This is a genomic window from Hydrogenophaga sp., assembly GCF_036675665.1.
Lineage (GTDB): Bacteria > Pseudomonadota > Gammaproteobacteria > Burkholderiales > Burkholderiaceae_C > Hydrogenophaga.
Genome location: NZ_JAKFEO010000045.1, coordinates 1 through 21,561, shown reverse-complemented (window position 1 = coordinate 21,561; position 21,561 = coordinate 1). Strand labels below are relative to the sequence as shown.

Below are 21,561 nucleotides of genomic sequence, written 5' to 3'. Positions count from 1 at the left end.
TGCCCGAGAAACCGATCAACGGCACGCGGCCGTTCAGGGCCTTGCGGATGGACGTGACGGCGTCGAACACGTAGCGCAGCTTGTCCATGTCGGGCACGGCCAGTGCATCCACGTCGGCCTCGGTGCGCACCGTCTTCGCGAACTTCGGGCCTTCGCCCAGCGCGAACGAGAGACCCAGGCCCATCGCGTCCGGCACGGTGAGGATGTCGCTGAACAGGATGGCCGCGTCCAGCGCATAGCGCTCCAGCGGCTGCAGCGTCACCTCGGTGGCGTAGTCCACATTCGTGGCCAGCCCCATGAAGCTGCCGGCCCTGGCGCGCGTGGCGCGGTACTCGGGCAGATAACGGCCGGCCTGGCGCATGAGCCACACGGGCGTGTGGTCGGTGGACTGGCGCAGGCAGGCGCGAAGGAAGCTGTCGTTCTGAAGAGGAGCAAAGGGCATGGGTGACGGTGTCGGGAATGGTGGCAGGGGTAAGGGGATTATCCCGGTCCCGGGAAGCCGTGCCGGAGCGCGACCCGCACGGCAAGACGCGACACTCACCCAGAGACACCGCGGGTCCGGCTCCGCCGGCCCCAGGTGTCGCCCCCCTCCCAGGGGGGAGGCGCCGAAGGCGAGGCGGGGGGGTGCGGCGTTTACGCCGCCTGGTACTTCACGCTGCAGCCGTAGGCGCGGCTGGTGGCCACGCTCACCGGCTTGCCGGCCTGGATTTCGGCCATGGCCTGGCGCACGTAGTTGGTGGCCTTGGGGATGTCGTCCACCCGGGCCGAGGCGATGCTGTCGATGCCCCCGGCGTACACCAGCACGCCTTGCGCATTGACGATGTACATGTGGGGCGTGACGCGCGCCGCATAGGCCTGGCCGACCTTGCCGTCCTCGTCCATCAGGGCGGCGGTGGGGCTGGCTTTCTGCTCGATCATCCAGCGGCCGAGTTGGGCGGGCGCCATGTAGTCGCCGCTGTCGTCGCGCGTGGAGTTGATGGCCAGCCAGACGGCGCCCTGACCCGTGACTTCTTTTTGCAGGGCCTGCATGTTGCCCTGGTAGTGCTTCTTCACGAACGGGCAGCCCGGGTTGTTCCACTCCAGCACCACCGGCTTGCCCTTGAACTGCGACAGTTTCACCGGCTGGCCGGTGGTGTCCATCAGGGTGAAGTCGGGCGCGGCCTGGCCCACGCTGGCGGCCCGGGCGGCGGTGGGCAGCAGGCTGGCAAAGGGTGAGAGCGCGGTCAGGGCAATGATGGGGCGGCGTTGCATGGTGATGACTCCTGAAGACGTATCAATGACGGACGAAGCGACGATCGCACAGGTTCAAAGCCTGGACAGCGCCGCGCGGACCTCCTCCACACTCAACACTTCGGACAGCAACTGCGGTGCTTGTCCGTTCTTGTAGATCGCATACACCGGCACGCCGTTGCGGCCCAAGTTGGCCAGCGCTGCGGTCACCGCCGGGTCGCGGCGCGTCCAGTCGGCGCGCAGCAGGGCCACGTTTTTGCCGGCAATGTCACCCAGCACCGCCGCATCGGCCAGCGTGGTGCGCTTGTTGTACTGGCAGGTCACGCACCAGGCGGCGGTGAAATCGACGAACACCGGGCGGCCCGACGCCACCAGGGTGGCTTGCGCCTCGGGGCTCCAGGCTTGCCAGCTCACGCCGTCTTGCGAGGTGGCCACGGCCTGGCCGGGCGTGGATTCCTGCATGCGTGTGACGTTGGGCCCGACCACCCAGCCCAGCCAGACCAGGCCTGCGAGCGACAGGCCGGCAAGCGCCGCGCGGCTCCTGCCGCGCAGGCCGAGCGACCAGACCAGCAGGGCCAGCACGACCAGCAGCATGAGCAGCCCGGCCGCGCCGTCGATGCCGCTTTGCTGGCCCAGCACCCACAGCAGCCAGACCACGGTGGCAAACATCGGGAACGCCATGCCGCGGCGGAAGGTGTCCATCCAGACGCCGGGGCGGGGCAGGGCGCGCGCCACCGCCGGAATCCAGCTGGCGGCGAGATACGGCAGGGCCATGCCCAGGCCCAGCACCGCAAACACGGCCAGTGCCTGCGCCGCGGGCAGGCCGATGGCCAGGCCCAGCGAGGCGCCCATGAACGGCGCCGTGCACGGCGAGGCGATGGCCGTGGCCAGCACGCCCGTGAGGAAGGCGTCCACCGTGGGGTTCCTGGCCTGCAGGCTGGCCAGGCGGCTGGGCAGCACGTTGCCGATCTCGAACAGACCGGCCAGGTTCAGGCCGATCAGGGTGAACAGCACGGCCAGACCCGCCACCACGGCCGGGCTTTGCAGCTGGAATCCCCAGCCCAGCTGCTCGCCGGCGGCGCGCAGGCCCAGCAGCAAGGCCCCCAGCGCGGTGAACGAGAGCACCACGCCCGCGGTGTAAGCCAGTCCGTGGGTGCGGTGGGCATGGCGGTCGTTGGCGTGTTTCGCGAAAGCCATGACCTTGATTGCCAGCACCGGGAACACGCAGGGCATGAGGTTGAGGATCAGGCCGCCAAGCAGCGCGCCCAGCAAGGCAGCGCCCAGGGTGAGCGCGGTGGCGCTGTTCACCGGCGCGGCGGCGCGCGCGGCGTTGGCGTCCAGCGCGGCCTGCAGCGCGTCGGGCACGGCGGCCGGCAGGGGAGCGGGTGCGGGCCAGGCGCCCTGCACCGGCACCTCCAGGCGGACGCCAGCGGCACCCGGCCCCTGGCCGGGCGGATTGGCTTCGGCCACCACCAGCGCGAGTTGAGCCGGACTTTCGCTGCGGTGCGGCGACAGCGGCACGCGGGCGGTCCAGCGCGTGCCGTCCCAGGCCTGGGTCCAGGGGGCGCCCGGTTCGATCAGGCCGGTGGTTTCGGGATAGAACTCCAGCGTCTTGCCGCGCCAGGCGGCGGGCAGGTTCGCCAGCGACACGTTCACGAAACCGGCTTCGGGCTGCAGCTGGCTGCCCGCAGCGGGTTGGTCTTTGGGCGCGGCCTGGAAGCTGGCCTCGAAGGCGGCACCATGGCTTCCGGTCGAGCCCTGCACGGGAATGCGCAGCGCGAAGTTGCCCTCTTCCGGAATGCACTCCTTGCGGCAGACCAACCAGGCGGCGTAGAGCTGCACGTCGATCGTGTCGCCCTTGAAGTCCGGGCTCACGGTCAGGGGCACCGGCAGCACCACGGTGCCGTCATATCCATAGTTGGCCAGGTTGCCGATCGGGAACTTGCGTGGCGTGGGCCAGGCGATCTCGCCGGCGGTCACACCGGGCGGCAGCGTCCAGCGCAGTTCGGTGGGCAGGCCGGAGTCACCCGAATTCTTCCAGTAGGTGTGCCATTCGGGGGCGTGGGTGAGCTGCAGGCCGACCCAGACGGCTTGGCCCGGCCCGGCGCCGTCCGGCGCATGCGCCACCAGTTCGGCACGCGCCTGGTCGCTCTTCACCACCGTCACGCTGGCGGCGCTGCCGCCGAGCAAACCCTGCGCAGCCACGCCCAAAGGCACGGCGGCGGCGAGCAGCCAGGCGCCCAGCAGGCGAAGGGCGGCGGAGATTCTGAATTCGGTGGGGAACTGCATCGGGATCGGGTGTGGAAAAGAGGCGGCGAACGGTGTGAGCGGCCGGGCTCGCCCAAGTTCCTCGGAGGGCCGTGCGCGGCGGCTTTTGAATATAAGTCACCGCTGTTTTTCTGTCTTGTCGGCCGTGCGTGAGCCCCGGGCTCTTCACAGCCTCTGCTCAATTGGGTACAACCCGGATCACAAGCTGGGTCAGGCCCGCATGGAGGTGTGCATGGGATCGATCGTCGAACGCGCGTTGCTGCCTTGGGCGCAACGCATGAAAACCCGGGTGAACCTGCCGGTTCGCCTGAGTTGGGGTGAGCGCGGCGCCTCGTCGCTCTCGCTGGGCGATTTCGAGCAGCCGCAGGTGGAGATCCGCGTGCGCGATGCCTCCGCCCTGCCGCTCCTGATCGACCCGGGGCTGGACACACTTGGCCAGGCCTATGTGGAAGGGCTGATCGACGTGGAAGGCTCGGTGCCGGACATCCTGGCCGTGGCGCACGGTCTGGCCGAACACGCACAACCCGAGGGTGGGCTGCTCGGCCGGCTGCGCCGGCGCTTCGGCCACACGCGCGAGAGCGACAGCGAGGCCATCCAGTACCACTACGACGTGTCCAATGACTTCTACGCCCAGTGGCTGGGCGAGGGCATGGTGTATTCGTGCGGTTATTTCGAGCGAGGCGACGAAACGCTGGACCAGGCGCAGATCCAGAAGATCGATCACATCCTGAACAAGATCCGCCTGCAACCGGGTCAGCGCCTGCTCGACATCGGCTGCGGCTGGGGCGCATTGGTGCTGCGCGCGGCGGAGAAGTTTGGCGCGCAGTGCGTGGGCGTGACGCTGTCGCAGAACCAGTTCGAACTGGCGCGCGAGCGCGTGCGGGCCGCCGGGCTGCAGGACCGCATCGACATCCGTCTGCAGGACTACCGCGACGTGCAGGACGAACCGTTCGACCGCATCACCAGCGTGGGCATGTTCGAGCACGTGGGCCTGGACTACCTCGTGCCGTACTTCACCCGCATCCGCTCGCTGCTCAAGCCCGACGGCTGGGCCATGAACCACGGCATCACCAGCACCGACGCGTACGACGGCGAAACGCGCCATGGCGGGGGCCACTTCATCGACCGCTACGTGTTCCCGCGCGGCGAGGTGCCGCACATCAGCACCGTCTTGCGCACCCTGCAGGAGGGCGGGCTGGAAGCCTTCGATGTGGAAAACCTGCGCCGCCACTACATGCGCACCACGCAGCTCTGGAGCGAGGCCTTCGAAGCGAACACGGCGCGGATCAAGCCGCTGGTGGACGAGAAGCGCTGGCGCATCTGGCGCATCTACCTGGCTGGATGTGCCTGGGCGTTCGAGCACGATGAGGTGGCGATCTACCAGGTGTTGTGCCGCGCGGCCGGGCAGCCCGCCACCGAGTTGCCCTGGTCGCGCCACTGGATGTATGCCGACCGTAAGATCGGTGCATGACAAGCCCCCTGCGCCACTGGTCCGACCTCACCACCGCCGACTTTGCCTTGCTGGACAAGGCGCGCGCCATGGCCGTGCTGCCCGTGGCCGCGATCGAGCAGCACGGCCCGCACCTGCCGCTGGCGGTGGACACCGACATCGCCAACGGGGTGATCGCCGCGAGCATCCCGCACATCGCGCCGGATCTGCCCGCGCTGTTTCTGCCCACGCAAGCCGTGGGCTACTCGCCCGAACACACGCGCTTTGCCGGCACCCTCACGCTGAAAGCCGAGACGGTGCTGCGCCTGTGGACCGAGATCGGCGAGTGCGTGGCGGCCAGCGGCGTGAAGAAGCTGGTGCTCTTCAACGCGCACGGTGGGCAAGTGGGCCTGATGGACGTGGTGGCGCGCGACCTGCGCGCTCGGCTGGGCATGCTGGTCTACAGCGTGAACTGGTTCCATCTGCCGCTGCTGGATGAGGACGGCCGCGACTTGAATGCGATGTTCAGCAGCGAGGAACACCGTTTCGGCATCCACGCCGGGGAGATCGAAACCTCGCTGATGCTGGCGCTCTCACTGGACAAGGTCCGCATGCAACACGCCGCCAACTTCGCGTCGAAGTCACAGGACCGCGCCGGGCAGTTCGACATCCTGGGCAACGGCAAGAGCGCCAAGCTGGGCTGGCAGATGCAGGACTACAACGCTCACGGCGCCGTGGGCAATGCGGCGGCGGCGACGGCCGACAAAGGCCGTGCGGTGCTGGAGGCGGCTGGGCGTGCCTTGGCGCGTCTGCTGAGCGAAATTGACCGATTGCCGGGGGACACGCTCTCGGAGGCGACGGCGTTCAATCCGAAGACCTGAAACACCGGTTCAGGCGTAAGTCACCCAACTTTTGAATTCCTGTTGATCCAGGTGCGGCAGCGTGTTGTAGGACAGCAGCGTGTGCCGCTTGGGGTTGAACTGGAATTCGGTCACCGCGCTGTTGCGAATGCGCAGGTTCAGCTCGATCGTGGCCTCGGGGCTCAGGCCCAGCACCTGGCCCACGGCGGTGGAGATCGGCCCGCCGCTGGACACCAGCAACACGTTCTGCCCATGGTGCTTCGCCCGCACGTGGTCCAGCGCGCTGGTGACGCCGTGCACAAAATCGATGTAACTGGGCATGCCCTGGGGGCTCACGGTGCCCGCCATCCACTGGGTGAGTCCATCGCGCAGCAGGCGGAAATGGTGGCGGTAGAGCTCGGGCGCTTCTTCGGCCGAACGCGGCTTCTCCAGTGGATGCGGGTGGATCGCGCGGATCACGGCTTCGCTGTCGTACTCGTTGAGGCCTGGCCAGGCCAGGGCCTCTTCGCTCAGCTTCGCCCCCTCGGCGATGCCGGCCCAGGTCTGGGCGTGGCGCTTGAGCGTGCCCGTGATGACGGCATCGAAGACCACGCCACGTTCGGCCCAGTACTCCCCCAGCCGACGGCTCTGTCGGTGGCCCATCTCGCTGAGCTGGTCGTAGTCGTCCGCGCCAAACGAGGCCTGGCCGTGGCGCACAAGGTAGAGCGTTCCCATGATGGGCATTCTGGGTCCGCGCCCCGGTGGTGCTTTGTCCCGACAGCGACTGCGGGTGCCGGCAGAGTCGCAGAGGCGTCTGTCCAGCCAGGGTTGCCGACCGTTGCGCCGAACACCGGGGCCTTTGGGGTGTTTATCCAGACGATGACCCGGACCCGCTGTGCTTCAATAAATGCAATGTTGGCCTTGTTCCCCTCCCATGACGCTTGACCTGCCGACCCTGCTGGCCTTGCGGGTGGGCGTCGACTTTCTGATTGCGCTGGCCTTCTGGGCCCAGATGCGTCGTTATCCCGCCATCGGTGGCCCGGGGTGGTGGTCGCTGTCTGCCGTGCTGGGCATCCTGGGCTCGGTGATGCTGTGGTCGCGCGGTGCCTTGCCCGATGCGGTGACCTTTCCCGTGGGCAACACCGCGCTGATGGTCAGTGCCTTGTGCAGCTGGCTCGGGTTCCGGAGCTATGTCGGCACGTCTCGACCGCTGCTGCCCATCCTCACGGGCACCCTGGTGTTCTTCTGTGTGACGCTCTTCTTCCTGATCGAGTGGGAACTGCAGGTCGTTCGGCAGACGGTGTTCACCACTTCGATCATGGTGATTGCGGCGTGCTCGTACCTCGAAATCCGGCGCGCCGACCCGCGGCGCCGCGTGCCCGAGATGCAGGCACTCAAGGCACTCACAATTCTCGAGTTCTGCGGCGTGCTGGGCTTTGCCGTCACCTTGCAGGTGCTCGGCATGTCTCAGGACGCCATGACGCCGCCCTTCGTCTTCTTCTTCCTGCTCACGAAACTGCTGCGGGTGGTGTTGTATGGCGCCCTGGTGTCCTACCGCCTGCGCATGGACGGTGACAAGGCGCGCCAGGGCCTCCAACAGCGGGAGGCCGACTCACGCGCCCTGATCGACAACCTCAGCGCGGGCGTGATGGTGTTTCGGCCCGACCACACCTTGTCCAGCATCAACACCGCCGCCCGTCGCTTCCTGGGCTGGAGCGATGGGGGTGCGAACCGAGCCTTGGCCGAACCTTCGGCGGAGGGCTGGCAGATGCTTCGAGAAGACGGCCAGCCGATGCGCCGGCACGAAATGCCGTTCGAGCGCGTGCTCGCCACGGGCCAGCCGGTGCGCAGCGTGGTGATCGGCATGCCGCAGGCGGCCGGCGAGGGCGTGCACTGGGCGCTGTGCAATGCCTACCCCGAGAACAACGCGCAGGGTGGTTTGCGCCATGTGGTTCTGACCTTCATCGACATCACCTCGCTGAAGAACGCGCAGGCCCAGCAAAAGCACCTGCAGGCGCAGCTCGCGCAGTCCCAGAAGATGGAAGCGCTGGGCACGCTGGCCGGGGGCGTGGCGCACGACTTCAACAACATCCTGGCCGCCATCCTGGGCAACGCCGATCTGGCGCGACAGGACCTGCCGCCCGACGCCGCCTCGCGCGAGAGCCTGCACGAGATCAGCACCGCCGCGCGCCGCGGGCGCGAACTGGTGCGCCAGATCCTGGCGTTCAGCCGCCAGCAGCCCGTGCAGCGCACGCGGGTCGACGTGTGCACCATCCTGGCCGAGTCCTGCACCCTGTTGCGCGGGGCCATGCCACCTCAGGTGGAGCTGGTGCAGTCGTGCGCGCCCGACACCTTGTCCATCGAGGCCGACGCGACCCAGATCGGCCAGGTGCTCGTCAACCTGTGCACCAACGCCATTCATGCGCTGGACGGTCGGCCCGGACGCATCGAATGCCGCATCGACGGCCTGGCCAACACTTCTCCATTGTTGCCCGCAGAGCTCGCCCAGACCTGCGCCCGACTCGATGTGGGCGCCGTGCGTTTGCGCGTGACGGACAACGGCAGCGGCATGACCGAGGCCGTGCGCAACCGGATCTTCGAGCCCTTTTTCACCACCAAGGCGGTGGGCCGGGGCACGGGTCTGGGCCTGCCGGTCGTGCTGGGCATCGTGCAGGTGCACGGAGGCGCGATCGAGGTCGACACCGATCCCGGTGGGGGCACAACGTTCACCCTGTTTTTCCCCGCTGCCCCCGACGAGCCTGACTGCCAGGGTGAAACCACCACTGCCCTGAGGTCGCTCGAACCCGTCACAATGGGTTTCGAATCGCCAATACCCCCAACCGTACCCTGCTCCACATCCGACCCAGCCATGGCCGACGACCCTTCCGCGGTTCCACCTCACATCCTCTACCTGGACGACGACGATACGTTGGTGTTTCTCGTGCGCCGCCTGCTTGAGCGCCGGGGCTACCGCGTCACGGCGTTCACCTCGCAGACGCAGGCCATCGACGCGGTGCGGGCCTCGCCCACGGGTTTTCAGTTGCTGCTGACCGACTTCAACATGCCCGGCATGTCGGGTCTGGAAGTGGCCAAGGCGGTGCTGGAGATCAACCCGCAACTGCCCGTGGCCGTGGCCTCTGGCTACATCACCGACGAACTGCAGGCCGAATCCAGGGCCGCCGGGGTGCGCGAGGTGGTGTTCAAGACCGACGCGGTCGAGGCCTTCTGTGAAGTGGTGGCGCGGCTGGTTCGCTCAGAACCCGTTTGACGCTTTGAGGACGGCAGCCAGCGTCGCGCTGTCCACATTCCCGCCGCACAGGGTGGTTCCCACCACCTGTCCCTTGAGCGCATCGCGCTCCTGCCAAGCCGCCGCAAAGCTTGCAGCGCCCGCGCCTTCGGCCACGTTGTGCGTGTCGGCAAACAGCATGCGCATGGCCTCGGCCACCTCGGTGTCGCTCACCTGCACGACGTGATCGAGGTGCGGTGCGAGCACGTCGAGCGCGGCCTGGTCAGCCACGCGGCAGGCCATGCCGTCGGCCAGCACGGTGGTCACGGGCGAGGCCACCACGCGGCCCGCGGCCAACGAGTCGGCGTAGGTCGTGGCGTGGGCGCTGATCACGCCCACGATGCGCACCGGGTGGCCCAGCGCGAGCTTGGCGGCGATGGCCGAACACGCGCCCGACCCCTGGCCCACCGGCACGTAGACCACGTCCATCTGCGGCACGGCGCGAAAGAACTCCCACCAGGCGGTGCTCACACCGCGCAGCAGGTCGGCGTGAAAACTCGGCACCATGTGCGCGCTGCGCTCGGCGGCGAGTGCGATGGCGTGCTCCCTGCTTTCCTGGAAGTCGTCACCGTGTTCGATCAGCGTCGCGCCCAGCGCGCGCATGGCGGCGTTTTTCTCCACCGAGTTGCCGCGCGGCACGACGATGGTGCAGGCCACGTCGTGCATGCGCGCGGCCCAGCCGATGCTCTGGCCGTGGTTGCCGCGCGTGGCGCTCATCACCTCGCGCGGCAATTCGCCGCGCTGCCTGAGTTGATCGAAGTAGGTGAGGCCGCCGCGGATCTTGAATGCGCCCACCGGCGTGTGGTTCTCGTGCTTGACCCAGCAATGGGTGCCCAGGCGCGCGCTCAGCGTGGCCCAACGGTACTGCGGCGTGGCCTGGAACGAGCGGTAGACCACCTCGGCGGCGGCTTCGATGTCGGCCAGGCAGGGCAGGTTGGCGTTCATGGAGGTGACATCAAGGTGAGGCGGCCACAGGCCGGGGTGTCGAGTTCCGCGGTGAGGCCGGCGGGGCCATCGCTCACGCTCATCCCCTCCAGGCCCAGCGCCTGAAGCGCCGCGCGCAGACCGGCCGCACCCGCGTGCCGCAGGCGCAACTGGCGCAGCGTGATGCCGCTGGGCGGCATGTGTTGGGTGGGGTGCGCCGAGCCCCACTGGATGAGCGTGGGCAGCACGCCGTTGAACAGCCGCTGGCCATCGTCGCGCACGCTGATGCGCCACTGCAGCAGGCCGTGGGCTGTCTGGCGCGAGGCGCTGACCACCGGCCCGCGCTGGATGCCGATGGCCTGCAAGGCGACCAGTGCCGCGTCGATGTCGGGCACGCTGGCCACCCAGTGCACCAACTGCGGGCCGTCGTGCGCCAGCCGGGTCTGCAGGGCCGGGTCGTCCAGATCGAACCAGCGCCTGAGTCCGCTGGCGCGCGTGGGCGTGGCCTTCGGGTTGATGGCGATGATCTCCAGGTACGGCGCCTGGTCGCTGCCATCGCCCAGCTTGAGCAGCCGGTTGTGCGTGCCGAACAAGGGGTGTTCACCGCCGGGGCCGGGTGGCATGCCCAGCGCGGCTTCGCACCAGGTCACGCCGTCCTCGATGGTGCGAGCGGCCACCACCAGGTGGTCGATGCGGGGCGTCACACCGTGACCTGACCGCTGATGCAGGTGACCGAGGCGCCACCGACCCAGATGGTGCCGTCGGCATCGCGCTCGATGTACACGCGCCCGGCGCGGCCCATCGCCGTGCCTTGCGCGGCCACGTAACGGTCGGGCGCCAGATCCGCGCCGATGAGCCACTGCGCCACCGCCGCGTTCAGGCTGCCGGTGACCGGGTCTTCGCTCAGTGCATCGGCGGTGTGGAAGAAGGCGCGCACTTCAAACGCGGTGTCTGCGCCCGCGGGCTGCGGCGCGACCACGCCGACGTCCAGCCCGGCGAGCACGCTGGCGTTCGGCTTCAGGGCCAGCACCTGCGCCGCAGTGCGCAGCATCACGCCGCGCCAGGGTGGGCCGTTTTCGCACCACGCGTGCGCCACGATGTCGTCGCGCGACAGGCCCAGACCACGCGCGATCAACAACACATCGGCTTCATCCAGCGGGCCGCTGCGGCGCAAGGGCGGCGCCGCAAAAGCCAGCCGGGCGCCGTCGCGCCGGATGCGCACCAGACCCACGCCGCATTCCTGCACCACGTGTTCGCCGCGCGCTTGTCCGCCCGCTGTCAACCACGCGTGGCAGGTCCCCAGCGTGGGGTGGCCGGCAAACGGCAGCTCGCGCCCGGGGCAGAAAATGCGCACGCGGTAGTCGGCGCCCGCGGCCTGACCCTCGGCGGTGGGTGGCAGCACGAAGGTGCATTCCGAGAGGTTGGTCCAGTCGGTGAACTGCTGCATGGCCTCGGTGGACAGGCCGCTGCCGTCAAGCACCACGGCCAGCGGATTGCCGAGGTAAGGCGTCTCGGTGAACACGTCGACTTGTTGGAATGCGCGTTGCGTCATGGGGGTTCCGGTTCAGGACAAAGGCAGGTCGAGCACGCCGCGGCTGGCGGGCATCGCCAGCCAGCCGGCGTACCAGCGATCGAGGTGCGGCCAGGCCGGGCGCGGCTGCGGCAGGCCCCACCAGCGGTGCACTTCGCAGGCGATCGGGATGTCGGCCATGGTGAGCGCATCGCCCGCCATGAAAGCCTGGCGCGACAGGTGTTCGTCGAGCATCGCAAACAGCGGTTCGGTGGCGGCCACCGATTGCGCAATCACCCCGGTATTGCGCTGTTCGGGCGCGGTGCGTATCCATTGTCTGAAGCCGGGGCTGCCCGCGGGATTGAGCGTGGTCTGTTGCCAGTCCATCCAGCGCTCGGCGTCGAAGCGTTGATGCAGGTCTGATGGGTAGAGATTCCCCTCGCGTGCACAGAGGTAACGCACGATGGCGTTCGACTCCCACAGCGTGAAGTCACCGTCCCGAAGCAGCGGCACCAGGCCGTTGGGGTTGTTCGCGCGGTAGTCGGGGGTGTTCACCACGCCGTGGGCCAGACCCGCGTCGGTTCGCGGCAGGTCGATGCCGAGCACCTGCGCACACAGCACGACCTTGCGCACATTGATCGAACTCAGGCGACCCCACAGGTGCAGCATGCTCAGGCCCCCTGCTGCTCGCGGATGGCTTTGGCCAGCGCCCCGATGCCGACCGCGATCTGTTCGACGCTGGCCGTGACGAAGCTCAGGCGCAGGGTGCGTGGGTCGGCGTGATCGGCGTAGAAGGCGCTGCCGGGCACGAAGGCCACACCTCGCTCCACCGCATGGGGCAGCAACTCCACGGCGCTCATGCCCTCGGGCAAACGCACCCAGAGGAACATGCCGCCGTCGGGCTCGTTCCATTGCACGCCCAGGCCCGTCATCTCGTTGTCCAGCGCGGCGAGCATGGCCTGGCACTGGCGCTTGTAGAGCGCGCGGATGGTCGGCACATGACGATCCAGGAAACCGTCCTTGAGCACCTCGGCCACCACACGCTGGTTGAAGCTGGGGCTGTGCAGGTCGGCCGCCTGTTTGGCCTGCAGCAGCTTGGGATAGATGCTCGCGGGCGCCACCATGAAACCCAGCCGCAGACCGGGGGCGAGGATCTTGGAGAACGAGCCCAGGTAGATGCAGCCCTCGGGGTTGAGTGCGGTGAGCGGCGTGGGCGGCGCCTGGTCGAACCACAGGTCGCCGTAGGGGTTGTCTTCCACCAGCGGCAGGCCCACGCGCGCGGCTGCGGCGACGAGTGCCTGGCGCCGGGCCAGGCCCATGCTGCGGCCGGTCGGGTTCTGGAAGTTGGGCAGCACATAGAAAAAACGCGGTGCGGCCTGCGGGCTGCTGGCCGGGTCGAGGTCGAGCGTGAGCAGGCGGCGACGCTCCATGCTCTCGGGCTGGTCGTCGCCGGCGCCCAGTTGCTGCAGCAGCGCGTCCACATCCACGCCCTCGGCGTCGCTGGCCACGCTGTCGATCTGCGGCTCCATGGGTGCGAACGCCTGCAGGGCGCCCAGGTACGTGGGTGTTTCCACCAGCACGCGGCTGCCGCTGTCGATCAACACCTTGGCCACCAGGTCCAGGCCCTGCTGGCTGCCGGTGGTGATGAGCACCTGCGCCGGGTCCACGGCCCAGGGCAGGCTGGCCGCGACCCACTCGCGCAGCGGGCCGTAGCCCTCGCTGGCGGCGTACTGCAGCGCGCTGCGGCCGTCCTCGCGCAGCACGCGGTCGCAGGCTTCACGCATGGCCTCGATGGGGAAGGTGTCGGGCGAGGGCAGGCCGCCGGCGAAGCTGATGATGCCCGGGCGCTCGGTGAGCTTGAGCAGCTCGCGAATGACCGAGGGATTCATGCGTTCGGCGCGACGCGCCAGTGTCCAGGGCGTGGCGGTGGGGAGGTCGTTGGGCTTCATGGCGTTCTCCGTTCAATTCCGTTCGATGGGCGCTGTGGCGTGTACCGGCATTTTCTTGCCAATGAAGACGGTGGCGATCACGGCTGCGGCAAAGCCCAGCGTGACCGCGTCCAGCCGCTCGCCCAGCAGCGGCACCGCGAACAACATGCCCAGGAAGGGCTGCACCAGTTGCACCTGGCTCACACGCACCGTCCCGCCGAGCGCCAAGCCACGGTACCAGGCAAAAAAACCGATCCACATCGAAAACACGGCGGTGTAGGCGAAGCCCCACCAGGCCGAGACCTGCAGCGCGGTCTGCGGGCGGGTGAACGCGGCCAGGGGCAGGGTGATGGGCAGCGCGATCACCAGCGCCCAGCAGATCACGTGCTCGGCACGCATGCGCTGCGACAGCCGAGCGCCATAGCCGTAACCCACCGCAGCGCACAGCATGGCCGCGAGCAGCAGCGCATCGGCCGGGTGGATGGACAAACCCGCGCTGCCCGAGCGCAGCACCGCAAAGCCCACCACCAGCGCGCTGCCCAGCGCCGCGCACACCCAGAAGCCGGTGGACGGGCGCTGGTGATGCAGCAACGCGCCCACCGCCGCCGTGGCCAGCGGCAGCACGCCCACGATCACGCTGGCGTGCACCGCTTCCACGTAGCGCATGGCCACCGAGGTGAAGAGCGGAAAGCCGAACACCACGCCGGCCGCGGTGATGGCCAGCGGCAGCAGGTCGTCGCGCCGGGGCCATGGTGCGCGCGTGGCGACCAGGAATGCGGCGGACAGCAACGCGGCGACGACCGCCCGACCGAGCGCGACGAACACGCCCGACATCTGGGGCGCATCCACCGTGCCCACGGCCAGCCGCGTCATGGGCAGCGTGAGCGCGAAGATGGTCACGCCCAGCAGGCCGAGCAGCAGGCCCTGGTTGGCGGGGAGGTCGCGCCAGCGCGGCGCGAGCATGGTGTGTGAGGTCATGCGAGTACCTTCGTGTTGCGCACTGCGGTGCGAGCTTGCTTGGGGCGGCCCTGCGCGGCGCTCATACGGTCAGCATCCACAGTGCGGTGGCCACCAGCACGGCGGCCAGCGTGCGGTTGAACCAGACCAGTCGCCGCCCTTGCGTGAGCCACTGGCGCAGCAGCGAGCCGGCCACTGCGTAGGTGAAGTTGCTGATGAAGGCGAAAAACACCATCACCACGCAGATGATGGCCAGACGTTCACCGGGATTGGCGGCGGGTTGCCCGCTGGCGTTGACCACCCAGCCCGCGGTGAGCGTGAGCGCCAGCATCCAGGCCTTGATGTTGAGGAACTGCAGGCCCACGCCCTGCATGAACGTGACGTTGAGTCGCGAGGCGTCGACATCGGAAAGCTTCGCAGCGCCAGCCAGCTTCCAGGCCAGCCACAGCATGTAGACCACACCCAGCAGCTTCACGCCCCAACGCAGCGCCGGCACGCTCAGCACCAGCGCGCCCAGGCCCAGGCCGCAGGCCAGCATGAGCAGCGTCCAGCCGGTGGGCACGGCGAAGCAGAAGCGCAGCGCGCGTCGCAGGCCCAGGTTGGCCGCGAGTGCCGTGGACAGCGTGGTGTTCGGGCCCGGCGAAAAACTCATCGCTGTGCAGAACAGGAGCAGGGCGGTCAACTCGGTGGCGCTCATGAGGAATGGGGCGTGGAGATTGTCAGTTCGGGAAGATCAATGTAATCTTTGCGCCAATACACAACCAATACAGTTGGCCAGCGCAGTTGGATATCTGTATTGGTCGCCTCGACAGTACAGACCGCCAGGAAGGATGCGTTCCCCATGCTGATGAAGACCTCTGCACAGTCCCTGACCGAGCAACTCGCCGTGCGCTTTGCCGATCGCATTCGCAGCCGCCTGCTGGCGCCCGGTGCACGCCTGCCCTCGGTTCGCCAGTGTGCAGAGCAGCACGGGGTGAGCACGGCCACCGTGGTTGCGGCCTACGACCAGCTGCTCGCTCAGGGCCTGGTTCAGGCGCGCAAGAACCGCGGCTTCTTCGTGCGCGAGATGCCAACACCGCGCGGCGATGTGGCGGCGCCCGAAACCAAGGCCGCGGCGCGCACCGGCGCATCTCCCATCAACGCCACGGCGTTGATCCGCGGCATGTTTCACAAAGTCAGCAACAAGCCGCATCCCGGCATGGGCGTGTTCCCGCCGGAGTGGCTGGAATCCACCTTCATGCCGGCGGCGGTGCGCAAGGTCACGAGCACGCGCGCGCTGCAGGACTTCTCGCTCCAGTACGGTGAACCGCTGGGCGACAGCGGCCTGCGCCGGGTGCTGGCGCAAAAACTCGGCACGCTGAGCATTCACACCGAGCCCGATCACATCATCACCACCGTGGGCGCCACGCACGCGCTCGACATCGTGAGCCGCACGCTGCTGCGCGCGGGCGATCCGGTGATGGTGGAGGAACCGGGCTGGGCGGTGGAGTTTGCGCGCCTGGCCGCGTTGGGCATGCGCATCCTGCCGGTGCCCCGGCGTGCCGACGGGCCCGACCTGGAGGTCATGGCGAAGTACTGCGAGGTGCACCAGCCCAAGCTGTACGTGAGCGTGAGCGTGTTCCACAATCCCACGGGCTACTGCCTCTCGCCCGGCAGCGCGCACCGCCTGCTGCAACTGGCCAACCAGCACAACTTCCACATCGTCGAGGACGATACCTACAGCCACATCGCGCCCGAGCACGCCACGCGGCTGAGTGCGCTCGACGGCCTGCAGCGCACGATCTACGTGAGTGGCTTCGCCAAGATCCTGGCGCCCAACTGGCGCATCGGCTATCTGGCCGCCCCGCCCGCCCTGGTGGAGCCCTTGCTCGACACCAAACTGCTGAGTACGCTCACCACGCCCGCGCTGCTGGAGAAAGCACTGGCGCTGTGCATCGAGCAAGGCCAGTTGCGCCGGCATGCCGAGCGCATCCGCACCCGGCTCGACGCGGCGCGTGCGCGCAGCGTGAAACTGGCGCTGGCGGCCGGCTGCACATTCGCGGCCGAGCCGGTGGGGCTGTTTGGCTGGGTCGACACCGGCGTGGACACCGACGAGCTGGCGCAGCGCATGTTGGATGAAGGCTACCTGATCGCACCCGGCGCCTTGTTCCACGCGGCGCGCGCGCCGAGCACGTTGATGCGCATCAACTTCGCCACCACGCAGGACGCTGCGTTCTGGCGCGTGTTCAGCCGCCTCACCCGGGACGCCAACGAGCCAGCCGCCGGGCCGTCCCAAGGCCGGCTCAGCCCCCTCGGGGGGCAGCGGACCACGCGCAGCGGGGGAGCGTAGGAGTCCTGGGACCTCAGTACACCGTGGCCGGAGGTTCGGTGCTGCCGAACAGGTCGCTGCCGCTGGCGTCGAGGATGCGGGCGAGGATGCGGTCAATCTGGCGCGCTTCGGTTCGCATCAGTGGCAAGGCGCGACCAAACAAGCCCCAGTCGCCCCCCCGTGCCGCCAGTTCCAACCCCTTGGCCAGTCGCGCGCCGCGCTCGGCCGTCATGCTGCCCAGCGAGCCCTTGAGCCCATGGGCATGCGCCACTGCGGCGGCGGCGTCCTTGACCTCGAAAGCGCGCTGCATGTCGGTCAGTTTGGAGACCAGGTCGCTGCGCATGGCCAGTGCCAGCTGTCGCAGGGTTTCCTCGTCGCCGTCCAGGCGTCTGCGCAGCTTGTCCACATCCAGCGCATCGGGGGAAGCGGCCGGACGCTTGACAGGGGCAGCGGGAGGGGGGAGTGCGCTGGGCGCAATGGCGGGCACGGGTCCGGATGCCAGCAACGCCAGCACCCGATCCATTTCCTGCATCAAGGCCTGCGGGCTGACCGGCTTGGGCGTGTAGCCGTCCATGCCCGCGGCCAGGCAGGCCTGGCGATCACCCGGCATGGCGTTGGCCGTCACCGCCACGATCGGGGTGCGCTTGAGGCGCCGCTTGCCTTCTGCCTCGCGGATCATCTGCGTGGCCTGCAGACCGCTCATGCCCGGCATCTGCACGTCCATCAACACCATGTCGATACCGCCTTGCTCCCATTGCGCCACGGCCTGCGCTCCACCACGCGCCACGCGCACGATGCAACCCAGGCGCAGCAGCAGCTGTCGCAGCATCATTTCGTTGACCGGATGGTCTTCGGCCAGCAACACCACCATGCCTGCGTAGCGCGGGCCGGCGTCGGCGATTTCCAGCAGCTCCATGGGAGCGCTCAGAAGCCCTTCATTCACCGTGGGGGATTCCTGCAGGGGCAGTGTGAGCGTGAAGGTGCTGCCCTGGCCCAGTTCGCTCTGCAGGTCGATCCGGCCGCCCATCAGGCTGGCCAGGCGCGCGCAAATGGCCAGTCCCAGACCGCTGCCGCCGTGCCGGCGCGCGGTGGATGCATCGGCCTGGGTGAACGCTTCGAAAATCGTGGCCTGCTGCTTGCGCCCAATGCCCACCCCACTGTCCTGCACCTTCAACTGCAGTTCGCGCGGACCTGAGCCGGCCGCCTCGGGACTGGACACGGTCACGTCGATGCGGCCGTTGCGCGGCGTGAACTTGATCGCGTTGGACAACAGGTTGCCGACCACCTGTCCCAGCCGGCCCGGGTCTCCCAGCACCCATTGCGGCAGGTCCGGATGCAGCACGAGCTGGAAGGCCAGGGGTTTGGCCCGGGCCTGCTCGGCGTGGGGCCCCGATGCATCCCGCAGCGCACGGTGAAGGTCGAAGCGCGTGTGTTCGATGTCCAGCTTGCCCGCCTCGATGCGGGAGAGATCCAGGATGTCGTTGAGCAAGGCCAGAAGGGCGCGCGCCGAACTGTCCATGAGCGCGAGCCAGTTCGCCTGTTCCGCATTCAGCGGTGAGTCCATGAGCATGCGCGTGAGACCCATCAGCGCATTGAGCGGAGTGCGTACCTCGTGGCTGATGTTGGCCAGAAAGTCGCTCTTGGCCTGGCTGGCCTGCTCGGCCATCTCGCGGGCCTGTGCGCTGTCCTGTTCGATGCGCTTTCGCTCACCGATGTCGGCCAGCGTGCCCATGAGCCGCAGGGGCATGCCCCGGGCGTCGTGCTCGGCCACCATGCCGTGGGTCTCCACCCAGAGCCACCCGGTGGAGGTGCGCACCCGGTGTTGCACCACGGCCCGCTGTTCGCGGCCTTCCAGCAAGGCCGTCATCGCGGTCTGAAGCAGGCGTGCGTCTTCGGGATGCAAGCGCGACTTCAACTCTGCCACCTCCCAGTAGGCGTCCCTGCCGATGTCGCCGATCAGCTCACCCCAGCGCGCCGTGAGGAACATCTGCCGCGATGGCAATTGCCAATCCCACAAGGCCAGGCCCGCGGCGTCCACCGCCATCTGCAGCCGGTCGCGCGTCTCGTCCAGCGCTTCTTCGGCCAGCAGGCGGCTGTTGGACTCGCGATGAACCGAACTGCGCAAGCGATCGAGTTCCCGGTTCTGATGCTCGACTTCGGCCAGCAGCTGCTGCGTGCGCGCCTTCTCCTGCGCAAGCTCGTTGAGCGTGCGCTGCAGGTCCAGAGCCAGGCGGTCAGGTGTCATGAGCCATTGTGAGGTTGTGCGCAGCTTCAGCTCACGCCGACAAGTGCCTCAGCTTCCGCCAAGCACCTCCCAGCGCTCCATTGCCCGAAGCCATTCAGCCTCGATATCGGCATGGCGTGCGCCAAGTTGAGCCGCCCGCGTCGGATCGGTGTTGAATAGTTGACCGCCACCCAGTTCGCTGTCGACGCTCGCCTGCTCAGCCTCCAGCGCAGCGATGCGCTCCGGCAGGGCATCGAACTCGCGCTGTTCCTTGTAGCTGAGCTTCTTCTTGTTGGCAGTGGCGGCTGGAGTGCTCGCCGGCGCCACAGCAGGCGTTGCCTTGACCGTGGGCGCAGCCGTCTGGGCGTCGCGCTCGCGCTGCAGGGATTCCGAGCGGGCCGACTGCGTGAGCCAGTCCTGCACGTCGCCCACGTACTCGCGCCAGCGGCCATCGCCTTCGAACACCAGCGTGCTTGTCACCACGTTGTCCAGGAACCGGCGGTCGTGGCTCACCAGGAACACCGTGCCTTCATACTGTTGGAGCAGGTCTTCGAGCAGCTCCAGCGTGTCGATGTCCAGATCGTTGGTCGGCTCGTCGAGCACCAGAACGTTGGCCGGGCGCGCAAACAACCGCGCCAGCAACAGGCGGTTGCGCTCGCCGCCCGAGAGCGTGCGCACCGGCGCATTGGCGCGTGCCGGTGAAAACAGGAAATCGCTCAGGTAGCTCTTGACGTGCGTGCGCTTGTTGCCGATCTCGATCCACTCACTGCCCGGGCTGATGAAATCCTCCAGCGTGGCGTCCAGGTCCAGTTGATCGCGCATCTGATCGAAATACGCCACACTGACCTTGCTGCCCTGGCGCACCGAGCCGCCGGTGGGCATCAGGTCACCCAGGATGATCTTCAACAAAGTGGTCTTGCCTGCGCCATTGGGGCCGATCAAGCCGATCTTGTCGCCACGCAGGATAGTCGCGGAAAAATCGCGAATGACCGTGCGCAATCCACCGCCAGCGGTCGGGAACGATTGCGTCACTTTCTCCAGTTCGGCGACGATCTTGCCGCTGGAGTTGCCGCTGGCCACTTCCAGTTTCACGCTGCCCAGTGCGTCGCGACGCTGCGCACGCTGCTCGCGCAAACGCTCCAGTCGTGTGATGCGCCCTTGGGCCCGCGTACGGCGAGCCTCCACGCCTTTGCGGATCCACACCTCCTCCTGGGCCAGCAGCTTGTCGGCACGCGCGCTGATCACCGCCTCTTGCGCCATCTGCTCTTCCTTCAGGATCTGGTACTGCGCAAAGTTGCCCGGATAGCTCAGCAGCCGTCCGCGGTCCAGTTCCACCATGCGGGTGGCCACGCGGTCAAGAAAGGCCCGGTCGTGGCTGATCGTGACCAGACTGCCCTGGTATTCCAGCATCAGGTCTTCCAGCCAGGTGATGCTGTCCAGATCCAGGTGGTTGGTGGGCTCGTCGAGCAGCAACACATCAGGGCGGCTCACCAGCGCTTGTGCCAGCGCCACGCGCTTCTTGTTGCCGCCCGAGAGCTCCCCCACCTTCACCGCGCCGTCCAGGTGCAGACGATGCAGTGTTTCCTCCACCCGTTGTTCCCAGTTCCAGGCATCCAGCGCCTCGATGCGGTTCTGCAATGCGTCGAGGTCGAGTCCCTCTGCCCCGCTCAAATACAGATCCCGCGCCGCCCGCGCGTCCGCCAAGCCCACGCTGGCTGCCTCAAACACAGTGGATTGCAAATCAAGAATGGGTTCCTGCGGAACATAGGCAATGCGCAAGCCGGTCTGCACTTGCAGTGTTCCGTCGTCGGGCTTCTCCAGGGAAGCCAGTATTTTGAGCAGCGATGACTTGCCGGTTCCGTTGCGCCCGATCAGGCCTACTCTCTCCTGGGTCTCCAGCGCAAAGTCGGTGTGATCGAGGAGCGCCACATGGCCGTAGGCCAACTGTGCGTTCTGAAGGGTGATGAGTGCCATGCAAAGCCCGAGACAAAAGAGCCGCGATTATCCCCGTCACTCTCTGTGCACGCTTGCGGCCTGCCTATAAGGAAGGAGCCAGGAAGGAGCCGATGGGCCGCAGAGCCTTTTCATGGCGTCGGCATCGCATGCGCTACCTTGTGCCAAGCCGTGCCCGGGCGGCATGACATCAAAAACTTTTTCAACCGGTTTGACGAGAGCTCAAAATCTGGCATATACTGCAAGGCTCCGCTGAACACAGCAGCCGCCCCCCGGGAGGCCAGAGAAGACAGTGGAGACGCAGCCAAGGCAGCGCGAAAAGATCAAATAAAAAAAATCTGATTTTTTGACAACGCTCCAAAAACTGTGTCATAATACGAGGCTCAGCTGATCGCAGCTAAGCAGGCAGACGAAGACGGTGAAGGCCGGTGAGTTTGCGGAGATCATTAAAAATATACAGCCGATAAGCGTGGGCGTTTGAAGGCGATTGCGAAACGGACTTGAAAGAGTCCAAGTCGCAAGACTTTAAACGCTCATGAGAATAGAAGTGAAGTTCACTTCAATTCCGTTTTTATGAGTAATTTTCAAGATCGAACTAAAGAGTTTGATCCTGGCTCAGATTGAACGCTGGCGGCATGCTTTACACATGCAAGTCGAACGGTAACAGGCCGCAAGGTGCTGACGAGTGGCGAACGGGTGAGTAAT

General features: G+C 67.4%; 17 protein-coding genes and 1 rRNA gene. 5 read left to right on the top strand and 13 right to left on the bottom strand.

Annotated elements, in window-relative coordinates; translation table 11 throughout:
• The 3 genes from V6M63_RS16885 to V6M63_RS16875 all read right to left on the bottom strand — a co-directional run.
• On the bottom strand, nucleotides 1-442 hold a 442-nt coding region (locus V6M63_RS16885; RefSeq protein WP_332743748.1), incomplete at its 3' end, for a uroporphyrinogen decarboxylase family protein.
• A 191-nt stretch (nucleotides 443-633) separates the two neighbouring features.
• Nucleotides 634-1,251, bottom strand: coding sequence for a thioredoxin family protein (locus V6M63_RS16880; protein WP_332743747.1), 618 nt, complete (start codon nucleotides 1,249-1,251; stop codon nucleotides 634-636).
• A gap of 54 nt (nucleotides 1,252-1,305) precedes the next feature.
• Entirely contained in the window at nucleotides 1,306-3,519 is a 2,214-nt protein-coding gene (locus V6M63_RS16875; RefSeq protein WP_332743745.1) for a protein-disulfide reductase DsbD family protein, read from the bottom strand.
• Between the two features lie 211 nt (nucleotides 3,520-3,730).
• Between V6M63_RS16875 and V6M63_RS16870 the strand changes: the two genes are divergently transcribed.
• Nucleotides 3,731-4,969: a cyclopropane-fatty-acyl-phospholipid synthase family protein gene (locus V6M63_RS16870; protein WP_332743744.1), complete on the top strand. Its 1,239-nt coding sequence runs from the start codon at nucleotides 3,731-3,733 to the stop codon at nucleotides 4,967-4,969.
• Complete coding sequence (locus tag V6M63_RS16865; protein ID WP_332743742.1) at nucleotides 4,966-5,808, top strand: creatininase family protein; 843 nt, start codon at nucleotides 4,966-4,968, stop codon at nucleotides 5,806-5,808. The genes V6M63_RS16870 and V6M63_RS16865 overlap by 4 nt, the downstream gene beginning before the upstream one ends.
• Nucleotides 5,809-5,817: 9 nt before the next feature.
• Here the strand turns inward: V6M63_RS16865 and V6M63_RS16860 are convergent, their stop codons facing one another.
• The gene (locus V6M63_RS16860) at nucleotides 5,818-6,501 is read right to left on the bottom strand and encodes a histidine phosphatase family protein (RefSeq protein ID WP_332743740.1); all 684 of its coding nucleotides are present in this window, start codon (nucleotides 6,499-6,501) and stop codon (nucleotides 5,818-5,820) included.
• Nucleotides 6,502-6,700: 199 nt separating this feature from the next.
• Between V6M63_RS16860 and V6M63_RS16855 the strand changes: the two genes are divergently transcribed.
• Entirely contained in the window at nucleotides 6,701-9,034 is a 2,334-nt protein-coding gene (locus V6M63_RS16855; RefSeq protein ID WP_332743738.1) for a hybrid sensor histidine kinase/response regulator, read from the top strand.
• On the opposite strand, the gene V6M63_RS16850 is transcribed toward V6M63_RS16855, so the two are convergent.
• The 7 genes from V6M63_RS16850 to V6M63_RS16820 form a co-directional block, all read right to left on the bottom strand.
• A complete protein-coding gene (locus V6M63_RS16850; RefSeq protein WP_332743737.1) occupies nucleotides 9,020-9,997 on the bottom strand; it encodes a threonine dehydratase in 978 nt (325 codons plus the stop codon). The two genes, V6M63_RS16855 and V6M63_RS16850, sit on opposite strands and share 15 nt — an antisense overlap.
• Nucleotides 9,994-10,680 (bottom strand): VOC family protein, encoded by a 687-nt coding sequence (locus tag V6M63_RS16845; protein WP_332743735.1) that lies wholly within the window; start codon nucleotides 10,678-10,680, stop codon nucleotides 9,994-9,996. The genes V6M63_RS16850 and V6M63_RS16845 overlap by 4 nt, the downstream gene beginning before the upstream one ends.
• Complete coding sequence (locus V6M63_RS16840; protein ID WP_332743733.1) at nucleotides 10,677-11,528, bottom strand: PhzF family phenazine biosynthesis protein; 852 nt, start codon at nucleotides 11,526-11,528, stop codon at nucleotides 10,677-10,679. The genes V6M63_RS16845 and V6M63_RS16840 overlap by 4 nt, the downstream gene beginning before the upstream one ends.
• A gap of 12 nt (nucleotides 11,529-11,540) precedes the next feature.
• Entirely contained in the window at nucleotides 11,541-12,155 is a 615-nt protein-coding gene (locus V6M63_RS16835) for a glutathione S-transferase family protein (protein WP_332743731.1), read from the bottom strand.
• A gap of 2 nt (nucleotides 12,156-12,157) precedes the next feature.
• The gene (locus V6M63_RS16830) at nucleotides 12,158-13,435 is read right to left on the bottom strand and encodes an aminotransferase-like domain-containing protein (protein WP_332743729.1); all 1,278 of its coding nucleotides are present in this window, start codon (nucleotides 13,433-13,435) and stop codon (nucleotides 12,158-12,160) included.
• A 12-nt stretch (nucleotides 13,436-13,447) separates the two neighbouring features.
• On the bottom strand, nucleotides 13,448-14,392 hold the full coding sequence (locus V6M63_RS16825; protein ID WP_332743728.1) for a DMT family transporter: 945 nt from the start codon (nucleotides 14,390-14,392) through the stop codon (nucleotides 13,448-13,450).
• Between the two features lie 61 nt (nucleotides 14,393-14,453).
• Nucleotides 14,454-15,068, bottom strand: a complete 615-nt coding sequence (locus V6M63_RS16820; RefSeq protein ID WP_332743726.1) for a LysE family translocator — start codon at nucleotides 15,066-15,068, stop codon at nucleotides 14,454-14,456.
• Between the two features lie 144 nt (nucleotides 15,069-15,212).
• On the opposite strand from V6M63_RS16820, the gene V6M63_RS16815 reads away from it, so the two are divergent.
• Nucleotides 15,213-16,700, top strand: coding sequence for an aminotransferase-like domain-containing protein (locus V6M63_RS16815; RefSeq protein ID WP_332743724.1), 1,488 nt, complete (start codon nucleotides 15,213-15,215; stop codon nucleotides 16,698-16,700).
• A gap of 13 nt (nucleotides 16,701-16,713) precedes the next feature.
• On the opposite strand, the gene V6M63_RS16810 is transcribed toward V6M63_RS16815, so the two are convergent.
• Both V6M63_RS16810 and abc-f read right to left on the bottom strand, forming a co-directional pair.
• Nucleotides 16,714-18,924: an ATP-binding protein gene (locus V6M63_RS16810; protein ID WP_332743722.1), complete on the bottom strand. Its 2,211-nt coding sequence runs from the start codon at nucleotides 18,922-18,924 to the stop codon at nucleotides 16,714-16,716.
• A 48-nt stretch (nucleotides 18,925-18,972) separates the two neighbouring features.
• Nucleotides 18,973-20,877, bottom strand: coding sequence for a ribosomal protection-like ABC-F family protein (abc-f, locus tag V6M63_RS16805; protein ID WP_332743720.1), 1,905 nt, complete (start codon nucleotides 20,875-20,877; stop codon nucleotides 18,973-18,975).
• Nucleotides 20,878-21,448: 571 nt separating this feature from the next.
• Here abc-f and V6M63_RS16800 point away from each other — a divergent pair.
• A 16S ribosomal RNA gene (locus V6M63_RS16800) occupies nucleotides 21,449-21,561 on the top strand; the annotation flags it as partial.